Here is a 13,551-nt window from a genome sequence, read left to right as displayed (position 1 = left end):
GGTCTCGACAAGCTCGACCACCGGTGACTAGCTCCGGTGACCGAATCCCCCGCGGCCACACCCGGGCCGCCTCCCCGATAACCAGCCAAATTCTTTCTCGACCTGTCCCGGTGTCCAGGACCGCGAAGCGGCCGGCGAAGCCGGCGGCCGTAGGCCGTCCTTGATTCCGGGGCGGGTCGAGAAGACCCTCACGAACGGGTCGGCGGCCCACAGCCGGCTTCCGTGACACGTTCCGGCAGGGAGGTCTCGACAGGCTCGACCACCGGTGGTCACTACCGGGGGCTGGTGTTACGAGTGGGGTGGTCTCGAGAAGCTCGACCACCGGTGGACACCACCGTGGGCTGGTGTTACGGGTGGGGTGGTCTCGACAAGCTCGACCACCGAGGGGCCGAAGAGCTCAGTTCTTGCGCAGCAACGCAGCGAGCAGCCCGATGGAGCCTCCGACGATCCACGGGAGGGGGAGGAGCCAGCGGAGGTCTTCGAGGGTGTGGATCTCGACGGTGCGGGTGGCGATGAGGGCCCAGACGACGACGAAGACCAGGAAGACGAGGCCCATGACGAGGTGGCCGATGTTGACCGGGTGGCGGCCGGTGGGCTTGGGCGGGGGAGCCTGGTCCTCGTAGCGGGGTGGGGCGTAGTCGTAGCTCACGGGGTGCTCCTCTCCCTCGTACGGACGAAGTCTGCGGCTCTCGGGTCGCTCGCCTCGTAGACGTCGATCGCGCCGACCTCGGCCTTGGCGGTCACGCGGAGGTCGGGGGCGTCGGCGAGGCCGGGCTCGCCACCCTTCTCGCCGGCGACGTGGGTGCGCTCGAGCTTGAAGCCACCGAACTCGCTGTGGCTCTCGTCGAAGACCCGTGCCTCGCCGATGGCGCCGACGGTCGCGTCCACGGCGACGGTGGCGTCGTCGGGGACGATCACGACGATCTCACCCAAGGACGTGGTGATCTCCAGATCGCGTCCCTTGAAGGTTCTCGGGTCGATGGCGCTGAGGTCGAGCACGAGCTCGCCGGCCTCGATCTCGTAGGACGGCTCCAGCACGGCGACGGTGCGCGGGTGGGACTCGATGTTGGTGCCGGTCTCGATGTTCGCGGGGTTGACCATCGTGAGCGGCAGCGCGATCAGCGCCATCAGCCCGAGGAAGATCAGCCCACCGGCACGGCCCCAGAAGGCGCCGAGCACGAGGAACGCGCCGAAGACGGCCAGCAGCGCGGCCGGGTAGGCGCTGGTCGGGACCGGCATCCAGTCGGCGACGTCCACGAGCCCGAGCACGCCGACCACGAGAGCGGCGACGGCGAGGGCGCGGCCGAAGAGCAGGGGCGGGCGTCGGCGGACCGGAGCCATCGGAGCGATCGGAGCGTACGGATCGTAGGAGCCGGTCGGCCACGGCGGCGGAAGGTGGCTGGTCCGGGTCGGCAGGACCGTGGTCGGCTGCGGGGCGGTCTCCTGCGGACCGGCCAGGTCGGCGAGCGACCTCTCGCCAGGCTCCTCAGGCGCAGGATCGGGACCGGCGGTCGGCTCGGGCGCGCCCTCCGGTGCTGCCGGGGCGTACGAAGCGGGCCCGGGGGTCCGCTTCCGAGCACCCCACTTCTCCCGGTTGGCGTACCAGAGCGCCACGACCGCGAGCACCGCGAGCCAGAACCAGGGGATGTCGGTGTCCCCGAACGCATCGCCGAGCAGCGAGATCGACGCGATGCCGCCGGCGATCCAGAGCAGGAGGTTCCGGGCGGGAGGCCCGACGGGCACCATCCCGTCCTCGGCGTTCTCCTCGGGCACCAGGATCCAGGCTGCGACGTACACGATCCCGCCGGAACCACCGAAGAAGACCGAGACGACCAGCAGCACCCGGACCAGGAGCGGATCGACGTCGAAGTGGCGTGCGATCCCACCCGCGACGCCGGCGATGTGCCGTCCCTCCGGGGAGGCATGAGTCGTACGCCGCAGGCTGCTGAGGTTGCGCAGCTGCTCGCCGGTGGGGCGGGTGCGCTTCTCGGAAGCAGGCGGTGGCGGCTCCGGGGTGGGAGGCGGCGGGGCCTCGGGCGGGATCGTCACACCCCTACTCTGACCTGTCCTCGCCTCGCAGACCATCAGGGACGGCCCTGAGTTCGCGACGAGCCAGGATCAGGGTGAATCCTCATGGCACGCGCCCATGGTTGGTGTGACGATGGTTGTCATCATGACGACGACCCAAGCGACGGCGGAGCTGCCGCCCCCGCCCCCGGCAGTACGCCGCGCCTACCGCGACACCGATGCCTCGGTGATCGGTGGCGTGGCCGCCGGCCTGGCCGAGCACCTCGGCCTGCCGGTGCTGGCCGTGCGCGCCTTCTTCGTGGTGACGGCGGTGTTCAGCGGCTTCGGCGTGGTGCTCTACGCCGCCCTGTGGATCTTCGTCCCCGCCGCGCCCCACCTCGAGCAGTCCACCCCCGGCGGCGAGAGTGCGACCCGCGGTGGCCGCCGTCCGTCGTCCCGCTCCGGCGGCGTCGACAAGGGCCCCGCCATCGCGCTGCTCGCGCTCGGGTTCGGTGCGGTCGTCCTCTTCGACACCCTGCTCGGGGCCGGTTCGCTGATCTGGCCGGCGATGATCGGCGTCGTCGGCATCGCGCTGCTGTGGCGCCAGGCCGACGCCGCCCAGCGCGAGCGCTGGATCGACGGCACCGGCCGTCTCGACCTGGTGCGGATGGTCTTCGGCAGCGGCGGCTGGCGGGCGTACGTCCGGGTCGGGGTCGGCGTCGGGCTGATGCTCTTCGCGGTGATCCTCGCCGGCGGCCAGCTCGACCTCCGCAACGCCACCGCGCTGATCATCGCGGGCCTGATCGTGCTCGGCGCCGGCTTCCTCGTCGTCGGCCCGTGGATGCACCAGCTCGCCAGCGACCTGGGCAGCGAGCGCGAGGAGCGCATCCGGAGCCAGGAGCGGGCCGACATGGCCGCCCACCTCCACGACTCCGTCCTGCAGACCCTCGCCCTGATCCAGCGCAACTCCAGCGATCCCGCGATGGTGCAGAAGCTGGCCCGCGCCCAGGAGCGCGACCTGCGCGAGTGGCTCTTCTCGACGCCCGCCGAGGCCGACGAGACCTTCGCCGCCGCGCTGAAGGCGGCCACCGCCGAGGTCGAGGACGCCCACGGCGTGACCGTCGACGTCGTGGTCGTCGGCGACGGACCCTTCGACGAGACCGTACGTCCCATCGTGGCTGCCGCCCGCGAGGCCGTCACCAACGCCGCCAAGCACGCCGGCACCGGTCGGGTCGACGTCTACGCCGAGGCGACCGAGGACGCCTTCGAGGTCTTCGTCCGCGACCGCGGAGCGGGCTTCGTCGTCGACGAGGTCTCCGCCGACCGTCACGGCGTCCGTGACAGCATCATCGACCGGATGTCGCGCCACGGCGGCAGCGCTGTGGTGAGATCGTCTCCTGGAGAAGGCACCGAGGTGCGACTCAAGCAGCCGCGCACCCGCGACACCGGCCGCAACTACTTTGGAGGGGAAACGACCGATGAGTGAGGTCAAGGTCGTCATCGTCGACGACCACGCGATGTTCCGCACCGGTGTGCGAGCCGAGCTGAGCCGGTCGCCGGTGATCCGGATCGTCGGGGAGGCCGAGGACGTCGACTCCGCCGTCAAGGCCATCGCCGCGGGCAAGCCCGACGTGGTGCTGCTCGACGTGCACCTGCCCGGAGGCGGCGGTGTCGAGGTGATGCGCAAGGCGCCCGCCGTCGACGGCTCGCCCCGCTACCTCGCGCTCTCGGTCTCCGACGCCGCCGAGGACGTCATCGGCACCATCCGCGGCGGCGCCCGCGGCTATGTCACCAAGACGATCACCGGCTCCGAGCTGGTCGCCGCGATCCAGCGCGTCTCCGGGGGAGACGCGGTCTTCTCGCCGCGCCTGGCCGGCTTCGTGCTCGACGCCTTCGCCGGGACGATCGCCATCGCCGACATCGACGAGGACCTCGACCGCCTGACCGAACGCGAGCGCGAGGTGATGCGCCTCATCGCCCGCGGCTACTCCTACAAGGAGGTCGCCGGCGAGCTGTTCATCTCGATCAAGACGGTCGAGACCCACATGTCCAACGTGCTGCGCAAGCTGCAGCTCTCCAGCCGCCACGAGCTCACCCGCTGGGCCAACGACCGCCGCCTGCTCTAGCGTCCTAGGCGGGCTCGGGCGGGCGCGCCTCCATCAGGTGGGCGAGCTCGTCGGTCTCGGCGTCGGTCAGCGTGGTGAACCCGTCCCCGCGCAGGATCTGCAGCGTGCCGTCGGCGATGTCGAGAAACAGGCCCACGAGACGTACGTCCCGGCCCGCCAGGAGCTCCTCGAGCCGGCCGATCATCACCGCGACGTTGACCTGAGCCACCTGGTCGACCTCGCACCGGCCGGCCGCTGCCGCGGCGGCGCCGACCGGGTGCCCGGCCTGCCACTCCAGGATCGCCGGCACGGCGTGACGCAACCAGTCGCCGACGGGTCCGGCGGGCATTTCACCCGCACGCGTGCTCTCCAGCGCCGAGGTGATCGCCCCGCAGCCGGAGTGGCCGCAGACGACCACCGTGTCGACGCCGAGGTCGTCGACCCCGAAGAGCATCGGCGCCGCGACGGAGCTGTCCGGGCTGTCGGGCTCGGGGACGAGGTTGCCCAGGGTGCGCACCGTCAGCAGGTCGCCAGGCCCGCTGGAGGTGATCAGGTTGGGGACGACCCGCGAGTCGACGCAGGTCAGGAACACGGCGTGTGCCTCCTGCGCCTCGGCGAGCCCCTCGTAGACCGGGCGCAGCGGCACCGCGTGCCGGCGGTGGTACTCCCGCACTCCGAGGGCGAGCGGGTGGTGCTCGCCGGTGCGGTCAGGGCGTACGTCCTGCCAGGCGCCCCACGGCAGCAGCCCCCGCGGGCTGACCGGGGGAGCCTTGAGCGCGCGCTCCTGCCGCGGCGCCTCGGCGCCGTGGGGGCCGGAGTGCTCCACGAGCACGGTGCCGCCGCCGGTCTCGTAACGGCCTCGCCAGTGGTCGAGCTGGTCGCGTCCGGCCGGGTCGAGGTAGTCGACGAGCAGGTCCAGCTCGACGACCTGGCCGTCGGGGATCGTGTCGAGCCGGCTCACCAGCGTGGGCGTGGCCAGGAACGACAGGCTGCCGTGCACCTCGACCAGCCACCTCTCGCGACCGTCGGCGGATCGGCCGCTGCTGCGTACGTCGATGCGTACGTGGACCAGCCGCCACAGCACCAGGACCAGCGCGGCGACCAGGCCGATCATGACGCCCTCGATCAGGTTGAGCGCGAGCACCCCGGCGATGGTGAGGCCGTAGATCCACAGCTCTCCGCGCGCGTGGGCCTGGGAGATGTCGGCGGGGCGGACCAGGCCGGTGCCCATCATGATCAGCAGACCGGCCAGCGCGGCGAGCGGGATCTGCTCGACCAGCCCGACGAGGACGAGCGCGAAGAGGAGCACCCATACGCCGTGGAGGACGCCGGAGGCGCGCGTGCGGGCGCCCGCGGCGACGTTGGTCGAGCTGCGCACGATCACGCCGGTGACCGGGAGACCGCCCAGGGCGCCGGATGCGGCGTTGGCGAGGCCCTGACCGACCAGCTCGCGGTCGAGGTTGCTGCGCGGGCCGCCGTGGAGCTTGTCCACGGCGACGGCCGAGAGCAGGCTCTCGACGCTCGCGATCAGGGCGACGGTGAGCACCGCACCGGCGACGGCCAGCGGGGTGCCCTCCGGGAGGGCCACCGAGCCGATCTCGTCGAGCAGGTCACCGCCGAGATGGACGCGCTCCGCGCCCGGGAGCCAGGCCGCCGCGAGCAGGGTGAGCGCGACGACGGCGACCAGCTGACCCGGCACCGCACGTACGCGTCGAGGCAGCCGTGGCCAGACGAGCAGGATGCCGATCACGCCGAGCCCGGCCAGGACGGCGTGGACGTTGGGATTCTGCGCGTTGCCGACGATGTGGCGTACGTTCTCGAGCGCGCTCGGCTGCGAGCGGCCGCCGAGAGCGACGTTGAGCTGGCCGAGGACGATCGAGATGCCGATCGCGGCGAGCATCGCGCTGACCACGGTGGGGGAGATCGCCAGCGCGTACCGGCCGAGCCGGGTGGCGCCGAGCACGACCTGGAGCAGGCCGGCCATCAGCGTGATCGCGCAGGTCGCCTCCCAGCCGAACTCGGCCACCGTCTCGGCGACGACGACGGTGAGGCCGGCGGCGGGACCGCTGACCTGCAGAGGGGAGCCGCCGAGGAGGCCGGCGACGATGCCACCCGCCGCGGCGGCGATCAGGCCTGCCGCGACTGGTGCACCGGAGGCGACGGCGATGCCGAGCGAGAGCGGCACGGCGACGAGGAAGACGACCAGCGAGGCGGGTACGTCGAAGCGAATGGTCTGGCGGAGCCGGTCGAGCGGTCGTGACCTGTTTTCGGGCAGGATCGGGTTGGGTGATGACACGTCAGAATCCTCCTTGCGGAGCCGAGAGCGATGGTGGCGGTCGGGACCGAGCGTAGGCAGACGCCGTGGTCTTTCCCAACAGGATCGCTCGAGAATCGAGATCGCGTTCGAATACCGGCCTGACCAGGGGTGCTGCCCCGTGTTGGTCTCGGGGGCTCTACGCTTCTCCCATGGAGATCGTGCGGCACATCCTGCTCGTCATTCACCTGCTCGGCTTCGCTGCTCTCTTCGGCGGCCTGCTGGTGCAGCTCAAGGCCTCTGACAAGGTCGCCAACGGCCTCATGCGCGACGGCTCCGGCACCGCGTTCGTGGCTGGCCTGCTGCTCGTCGGCGTGCTCGAGATGGGCGACGGCCCGGTCGACCACGTCAAGATCGGCGTGAAGCTCGTGATCGGCCTGGTCATCCTCGGCCTGGTCATGTCCCAGCTGCGCAAGCCCAAGATCTCCGACGCGCTCTACTGGGCCATCTTCGCCCTCTCGATCGTCAATGTCTGCGTGGCGGTCTTCTGGTCCTCCGCGCACGTCGCTTCCTGACCGTCCTCAGGGCCCGCCGACGCGCCGGTTGTCGGTGCCAAGCCCTAGGCTGGAGGCAGCATGAGTACGCCTGACCAGACCCCTGTTGCCACCATCCCGGGCCTCGAGGCCTTCGCCTCGACGCAGCCGGCCGACGAGCCGCGTACGAAGCGCCGCGGCCCGAGCTCCGAGGAGCTCCTCGACGGGCTCAACGAGCCCCAGAAGGCGGCGGTGCAGCACGAAGGGTCACCGCTCCTGGTCGTCGCAGGCGCGGGGTCAGGCAAGACCCGGGTGCTGACCCGGCGGATCGCGTGGCTGATCTCCCAGCGTGGCGCCCACCCCGGCAGCATCCTGGCGATCACCTTCACCAACAAGGCCGCCGCCGAGATGAAGGAGCGTGTCGAGGCGCTGGTCGGCAAGCGCGCCCGGATCATGTGGGTCTCGACGTTCCACAGCGCCTGCGTACGCATCCTCCGCAAGGAGGTCGACAAGGTCGGGCTGAAGTCCAACTTCTCGATCTACGACGCCCAGGACCAGAAGCGGCTGATGCAGCTGGTGCTCACCGATCTCGATTTGGACCCGCGCCACTACCAGCCGGGCCAGGTGCTCAACTGGGTCAGCGACCAGAAGAACGAGCTGCGCGACGTCGAGACCGCCGAGAAGGACGCGCGCAACCACCTCGAGCAGACCTACGTCGCGGCCTACAAGGAATATCAGAAGCGTCTGAGGCAGGCGAACGCCCTCGACTTCGACGATCTGATCATGTCGACCGTCGAGCTCTTCCGCGCCTACCCGGAGGTCCGCGAGGTCTACCGGCGCCGGTTCCGCCACGTGCTGGTCGACGAATACCAGGACACCAACCACGCTCAGTACGCCCTGGTCCACGAGCTCTGCGCCCCCTCGGTGGTCGAGCCGGTCGAGGTCTCCTCGAGCGCCGAACAGGACGCGTCTCCGCGCGCCGAGCCGGCCGAGCTGATGGTCGTCGGCGACGCCGACCAGTCGATCTACGCCTTCCGCGGCGCCAACATCCGCAACATCCTCGACTTCGAGCAGGACTTCCCCAGCGCCACCACGATCCTGCTGGAGCAGAACTACCGCTCCACCCAGACGATCCTCACCGCCGCCAACGCGGTGATCAAGAACAACAAGGGTCGCAAGGAGAAAGCGCTGTGGAGCGACGCCGGCGACGGTGAGCGCATCGTCGGCTACGTCGCCGACGACGAGCGCGACGAGGCCAGGTTCGTCTCCGACGAGATCGACAAGCTCGTCGACGGCGGCATGAAGGCCGCCGACGTGGCGGTCTTCTACCGCACCAACGCCCAGTCGCGCGTCTTCGAGGAGGTGTTCATCCGCACCGGCCAGCCCTACAAGGTCGTCGGCGGGGTGCGCTTCTACGAGCGCAAGGAGGTGCGCGACGCTCTGGCCTACCTGCGCACCCTGGCCAACCCCGACGACCAGGTCTCGCTCCGCCGCATCCTCAACACCCCCAAGCGTGGCATCGGCGACCGTGCCGTCGCCTGCGTCAACGCGCTCGCCGAGCGTGACGGCCTGACCTTCTGGGAGGCGCTGCAGAAGGCCGAGGACGCCCCCGGCATGGCCACCCGCAGCCTGACCAACATCAAGGCCTTCGTCGCGATGATGGAGGAGCTGCTCCAGCTGGTCGACGCCCGCGAGCGCGCCGACGTCATCCTGGAGACGGTGCTCGACCGGTCGGGCTACCTCGCCGCGCTGGAGGCCTCCGACGACCCGCAGGACGAGACTCGCGTGGAGAACCTCGCCGAGCTCGTCGCCGTCGCCCGGGAGTTCTCCGACGACCCCGTCGCCGCTCCGAGCGCCGACCCTGTCGACGTCGATGCCGGCGCGGTCGAGCCCGGACTACCCGACTTCCTCGAGCGCGTCGCGCTGGTCGCCGACACCGACCAGATTCCCGACGACGAGGACGGCGTCGTCACCCTGATGACCCTCCACACCGCCAAGGGCCTGGAGTTCCCGGCGGTCTTCCTCACCGGCATGGAGGACGGCGTCTTCCCGCACTCCCGCGCCCTCGGTGACGGCACCGAGCTCGAGGAAGAGCGCCGCCTCGCCTACGTCGGCATCACCCGCGCCGAGAAGCGGCTCTTCATCTCCCGCGCCGTCGTACGCTCCGCCTGGGGCGCGCCCTCCCACAACCCCGGCAGCCGCTTCCTCGACGAGCTCCCGGTCGACCTCGTCGACTGGCGGCGCACCGAGAAGGAGATGTCCTCCTGGAGCCGCCCCAGCTTCGCCACCGACCGCTGGGGTGACGGCCAACGCCTCGGCCAGCCCACCGCCGCCGGCCGCCGCAACTTCTCCTCCGCCGCCCTCCGCGCCGACGCCGCGGCCAAGTCCAAGCCCGCCCGCGAGGTCCCCTCCCTCGACCCGGGCGACCGCGTCACCCACGACTCCTTCGGCCTCGGCACCGTCGTCACCATCGAGGGCTCCGGCGACAAGCAGGTCGCCAGCATCGACTTCGGTGAGACCGGCGTCAAGCGGTTGCTTCTCCGCTACGCCCCCGTAGAAAAGCTCTGACCGCCGACCCGACGCGTCTGCCCCGTGTACGTGCGTCGAGTCGGCGCGTCTGCCCCGTGCAAGAGCCCCGAGTCGGCGCGTCTGTCTCACGTGTGAGCGTCGAGCCGGCGCGTCTGTCTCACGTACCTGCGTCGAGTCGGCGCATCTGCCCCGCGTACGTGCGTCGAGTCGGCGCATCTGCCCCGCGTACGGTCGCTGAGTCGGCGAATCTGCCCCGAATGGGTTTCACGACCGTGGGGCAGTTGCGCCGACTCGGCGTGTGGGGGTGGGGCAGTTGCGCCGACTCGGCGTGCTGCGGGTCAGCTCGGGTCTACGCCGTGCTCGTTGAGGGCGGCGTCGGGGTCGACGGCGTCACCACCACCGGGGCGGACCTCGACGTGGAGGTGGTTGCCGGTGGAGTTTCCGGTGGAGCCGACGTAGCCGATGACCTCGCCGGGGGAGACGGTCTGTCCGACGGAGACGCCGTAGTCGCTCTGGTGGCAGTACCAGATCTCGGTGCCGTCCTCGAGCGTGATGATGGTGCGGTTGCCGTAGGCGCCGCCCCAGGCGGTCTCGGTGACGGTGCCGCGGGCGATGGCGTGGATCGGGGTGCCGTAGGGCGCCGCGAAGTCGAGACCGGTGTGGGTGCTGGACCAGTTGGAGCCGGAGGAGCCGAAGGTGCCGGTGATGCGGTAGACGCCTGCCGGGATCGGCAGCTCCCACATGTTCGACTTGAGGAACTTGTCCTGCTTGTCGGCCTGGACGTCGACGCCCTGGAGCGCCTTCTCGCGGTCGCTCGCCGCGGTGTCGGCCTCGGAGCGCTCGTCGTTGCGGGTGACGGTGGCGGCGCGGTCGCCGACGACGACCATGTCGCTCTCGCCACCGAGCGCGGTGGCACCCACGAGGCGTACGTCATCGGCAGCCACCATCGTCGGACCGCCGGTGAGGGCGATGCCGCCGATGGCGGCGGCGAGGGCGGCGGCGCCGGCGGTCAGCGGAACCGTCGGGCGGCCGCCGGCGGCCGCGGCAGCGGCGCGTCGGGTGCGCGGACGGGTCGGGCCGCCGATGCCGACCATGGTGCCGGTGGTCTCCACGGCCGGGAGGTCGTCGATCTCAGGACGGTAGGTCGCGATCTCGCTGATGCTCGGCAGGTCGATGCTGCCGGTCTCGGCGCGGAAGTAGTCCTCCGGCTGCGGGTCGCGGGCGTAGTCGGCGTAGCCGTCCTGGTAGTAGCCGTCGTCGGCCTGCGGCGCCTCGTAGTAGGGCGCCTCCGCCGCGTAGGCCTCGGCCGGGAGGTCGATCGCCATCGAGTCGAAGTCGATCTGCTCCGGCAGCGCGACCGGCGGCGCCGGGAACGAGGTGGTGTCGATCTTGAAGGACGACGGCGGGGCGTCGAAAGCCTCCTGGAACCCACGGGGCTCCTGCACCTCGGGCTCGTAGGCAGGTGCCACCGGGGCGACCGGGGGCGCGGGGTTCTGACGGGCCTGGCGCACGGCGCGGACCTTGCCGGTCAGCGGCGCGAACGTGTTCGCCATGCGCAGCGGCTTGGGTGTGTGGGTCGGCTCGGGAGCCTGGAAGGTTGGCTCCGGCGCGGCCGGGACGACCGGCGCGGGAGGAGCGACGGGGGCAGGCGGCGGCACCGGCGCGACCGGGGCAGGCGGCGCGGCCGGAGCAGCAGGAGCCGGCTCGGGCTCAGCAGCCACGGGAGCCGCCGGGATGCCGCGCGGCGGCGTCTTGGTGGACACCGCGCTGCGGGCCGCCTCGCGCGCCGTGCTCTTGCCGGGCACCGGCTTGGTCGGCTGGGTGAGGAACGTGGTGAGCTCGGAGGTCGTCATTCCTCCGACGCCGAGGTCGTCGAGCACCTCGGGGGTCACCTTGTCCGGGTCGATGCCCATCGAGGAGAGCAGGTCGGCCAGGACGGGGTCGATCTGGGCCGCCCGGCGCTGCACCGGCACGATCGGCCGGGCCGCGGGCATGGGCGTGGCCGGCGTCGACGTCGGGAACGAGGACGGGAAGGCGGGGCCGTCGTCGCCCTCGACGAGAGCGCGCAGCTCACTGGTCGAGATGCGGGCGTCGGTGGCCTCGTCGTCGCGGTCATCGCGCGGCGAGCCGACGACCGGCAGCTTGCCGGTCTGCTCGAGGACCACGCGGTTGGGCCGGGCCTTGGCCACCGGCTCTTCAGGAGTCTCTGGGGATGAGGCTGGGGCGGGGTTCGGTGTCGCGGTCCCGACGACGGGGGACGGCGCGGCGCGCCGCTTCCCGACGTAGGAGGTCGATCCGGTCGCTCGCGGGGCAGGCCTGGAGGCAGGGCTGTCGGTCGCCGGCGCTGCGCGCCGCTTCCCGACGTAGCTGCTGCTGCTCGTGGTTGCTCCGGGGGAAGGGGTGACCGAACGCGGACTGTCACTTGTGACGTCGGCTCGGTGGTTGCCCATCAGTTCATATCTCCGCTGTTCGGGGTCAGACGGCGAGCCACGACTGTAACGGACCCGAAGGCGCGGTCAAGAAATGTGGCACGCCCGTTTCGGTGATTTCACCTTCGATGAAGGCCGAACCAGTCGCTGATCTGCGTATTTCTGGCAGATTCGAAACTCTTTTGCGACACATTCATCCCATCCGAAACGCGTGTCTACGGCCGGTTTGAGCCTCGATACGCCCTCGAAACCCGAAGATCCACGAACAGAGCGCGCGCATTAAGGGGCCAAACGTGGGTACCTACGTAGGGCTACGGGGTGTTACTCAAGGTTGCCGATTTGTTGGTATATCTCCGGTGTGTTCTGTCTCTCGCCGCGCTAGTGGCGTGCGTCACGTCGTGGCCCCTGGGCTCGTATCCGGGCCGTAGCGGGTCTAGGGTGCTGGACGGACACATCTGAAGACGAGGGCGTCGACCGCTGATTCCTGCGGTACGCCGCCTCGTACCGCAACACACAGACCAGGTGGATCAGTGGATCTCATGGAGTACCAGGCGAAGAAGCTCTTCGCCAAGCACGGCGTCGCCGTGACCGAAGGTGTCGTCGTCGAGACGGCTGAGGATGCCAGGAAGGCCGCCGAGGAGATCGGCTTCTGCGTCGTCAAGGCGCAGGTCAAGGCCGGTGGCCGCGGCAAGGCCGGCGGCGTCAAGCTGGCCAAGACCGCGGATGACGCGTTCGAGCACGCGTCGAACATCCTCGGCATGGAGATCAAGGGCCTGAAGGTCAACCGGGTGCTGATCACCCCCGCGACCCCGCCGGTCGAGGAGTACTACTTCTCCTTCCTGCTGGACCGTTCGAACCGGCAGTACCTCTGCATCGCGTCCGTCGAGGGTGGTGTGGAGATCGAGGAGGTCGCCAAGACCAACCCCGACGCCGTGAAGAAGATCGGCATCGACCCCGGCAAGGGCGTCGACGAGGCCAAGGCGCGGGAGATCGCGACCGAGTGCGGCTTCCCGGAGCCCGTCTTCGAGCAGGCCGTCTCGATGATCCAGAGCCTCTACACGGTCTTCACCGAGGAGGACGCGACCCTCGTCGAGGTCAACCCGCTGGCTCGCCTCGAGGGCGACAAGCTGGAGGCCCTCGACGGCAAGGTGTCGCTGGACGAGAACGCCTCGGAGATCCGCCACGAGGAGCACGAGCAGTTCGTCATCCGTGACGAGGAGGACCCGCTCGAGGCGAAGGCCAAGGACAAGGGCCTCAACTACGTCAAGCTCGACGGTCAGGTCGGCATCATCGGCAACGGCGCGGGTCTGGTCATGTCGACCCTCGACGTTGTCGCCTACGCCGGCGAGAACCACGGTGGCGTGAAGCCCGCCAACTTCCTCGACATCGGTGGCGGCGCCAACGCGCAGGTCATGGCCGACGGTCTCGACGTCATCCTGAACGACGAGCAGGTCAAGTCCGTGTTCGTGAACGTCTTCGGCGGCATCACCGCCTGCGACGAGGTCGCCAAGGGCATCGTCGGCGCGCTGGACATCCTCGGCAACGAGGCGACCAAGCCGCTCGTCGTGCGCCTGGACGGCAACAACGTGGACCTGGGCCGCCAGATCCTCAGCGAGGCCAACCACCCGCTGGTCACCATCGTCGACACCATGGACGGCGGCGCCGACAAGGCCGCCGAGCTGGCCAACGCCTGA

At 70.4% G+C, this 13,551-nt stretch carries 9 protein-coding genes; 5 read left to right on the top strand and 4 right to left on the bottom strand.

All coding sequences use genetic code 11. The annotated features are described in order from the left end of the window. Positions 1-397: 397 nt before the first annotated feature. Both IEY81_RS07805 and IEY81_RS07800 read right to left on the bottom strand, forming a co-directional pair. On the bottom strand, positions 398-649 hold the full coding sequence (locus IEY81_RS07805) for a hypothetical protein (protein WP_189117888.1): 252 nt from the start codon (positions 647-649) through the stop codon (positions 398-400). Continuing rightward, entirely contained in the window at positions 646-2,049 is a 1,404-nt protein-coding gene (locus IEY81_RS07800) for a PspC domain-containing protein (RefSeq protein ID WP_189117887.1), read from the bottom strand. Before IEY81_RS07800 ends, IEY81_RS07805 begins: the two co-directional genes overlap by 4 nt. 124 nt (positions 2,050-2,173) lie before the next feature. Between IEY81_RS07800 and IEY81_RS07795 the strand changes: the two genes are divergently transcribed. Continuing rightward, positions 2,174-3,493, top strand: a complete 1,320-nt coding sequence (locus IEY81_RS07795; RefSeq protein WP_189117886.1) for an ATP-binding protein — start codon at positions 2,174-2,176, stop codon at positions 3,491-3,493. Next, the gene (locus IEY81_RS07790; RefSeq protein WP_189117885.1) at positions 3,486-4,133 is read left to right on the top strand and encodes a LuxR C-terminal-related transcriptional regulator; all 648 of its coding nucleotides are present in this window, start codon (positions 3,486-3,488) and stop codon (positions 4,131-4,133) included. The genes IEY81_RS07795 and IEY81_RS07790 overlap by 8 nt, the downstream gene beginning before the upstream one ends. A 4-nt stretch (positions 4,134-4,137) precedes the next feature. Here IEY81_RS07790 and IEY81_RS07785 read toward each other — a convergent pair whose 3' ends face one another. Then, positions 4,138-6,408 carry a SulP family inorganic anion transporter gene (locus IEY81_RS07785; protein WP_229787507.1) on the bottom strand — a complete coding sequence of 757 codons (2,271 nt, stop codon included), beginning with the start codon at positions 6,406-6,408 and terminating at the stop codon, positions 4,138-4,140. 170 nt (positions 6,409-6,578) lie between these two features. Here IEY81_RS07785 and IEY81_RS07780 point away from each other — a divergent pair, with 170 nt between their 5' ends. Together IEY81_RS07780 and pcrA are read left to right on the top strand one after the other, a co-directional pair. Further along, entirely contained in the window at positions 6,579-6,941 is a 363-nt protein-coding gene (locus tag IEY81_RS07780) for a hypothetical protein (RefSeq protein ID WP_189117884.1), read from the top strand. A 60-nt stretch (positions 6,942-7,001) separates the two neighbouring features. Next, the gene (pcrA, locus tag IEY81_RS07775; RefSeq protein ID WP_189117883.1) at positions 7,002-9,467 is read left to right on the top strand and encodes a DNA helicase PcrA; all 2,466 of its coding nucleotides are present in this window, start codon (positions 7,002-7,004) and stop codon (positions 9,465-9,467) included. A gap of 299 nt (positions 9,468-9,766) precedes the next feature. Here pcrA and IEY81_RS24145 read toward each other — a convergent pair whose 3' ends face one another. Further along, positions 9,767-11,617 (bottom strand): M23 family metallopeptidase, encoded by a 1,851-nt coding sequence (locus tag IEY81_RS24145; RefSeq protein WP_229787506.1) that lies wholly within the window; start codon positions 11,615-11,617, stop codon positions 9,767-9,769. Between the two features lie 770 nt (positions 11,618-12,387). Here IEY81_RS24145 and sucC point away from each other — a divergent pair. Next, complete coding sequence (gene sucC / locus IEY81_RS07765) at positions 12,388-13,551, top strand: ADP-forming succinate--CoA ligase subunit beta (protein ID WP_189117882.1); 1,164 nt, start codon at positions 12,388-12,390, stop codon at positions 13,549-13,551.

The sequence above is a fragment of the Nocardioides luteus genome (genome assembly GCF_014648595.1).
In the GTDB taxonomy this organism is placed as follows: Bacteria; Actinomycetota; Actinomycetes; order Propionibacteriales; family Nocardioidaceae; genus Nocardioides; species Nocardioides luteus.
Note: the sequence above shows the minus strand (reverse complement) of the source record. Positions and strands in the feature narration are given on the sequence as shown.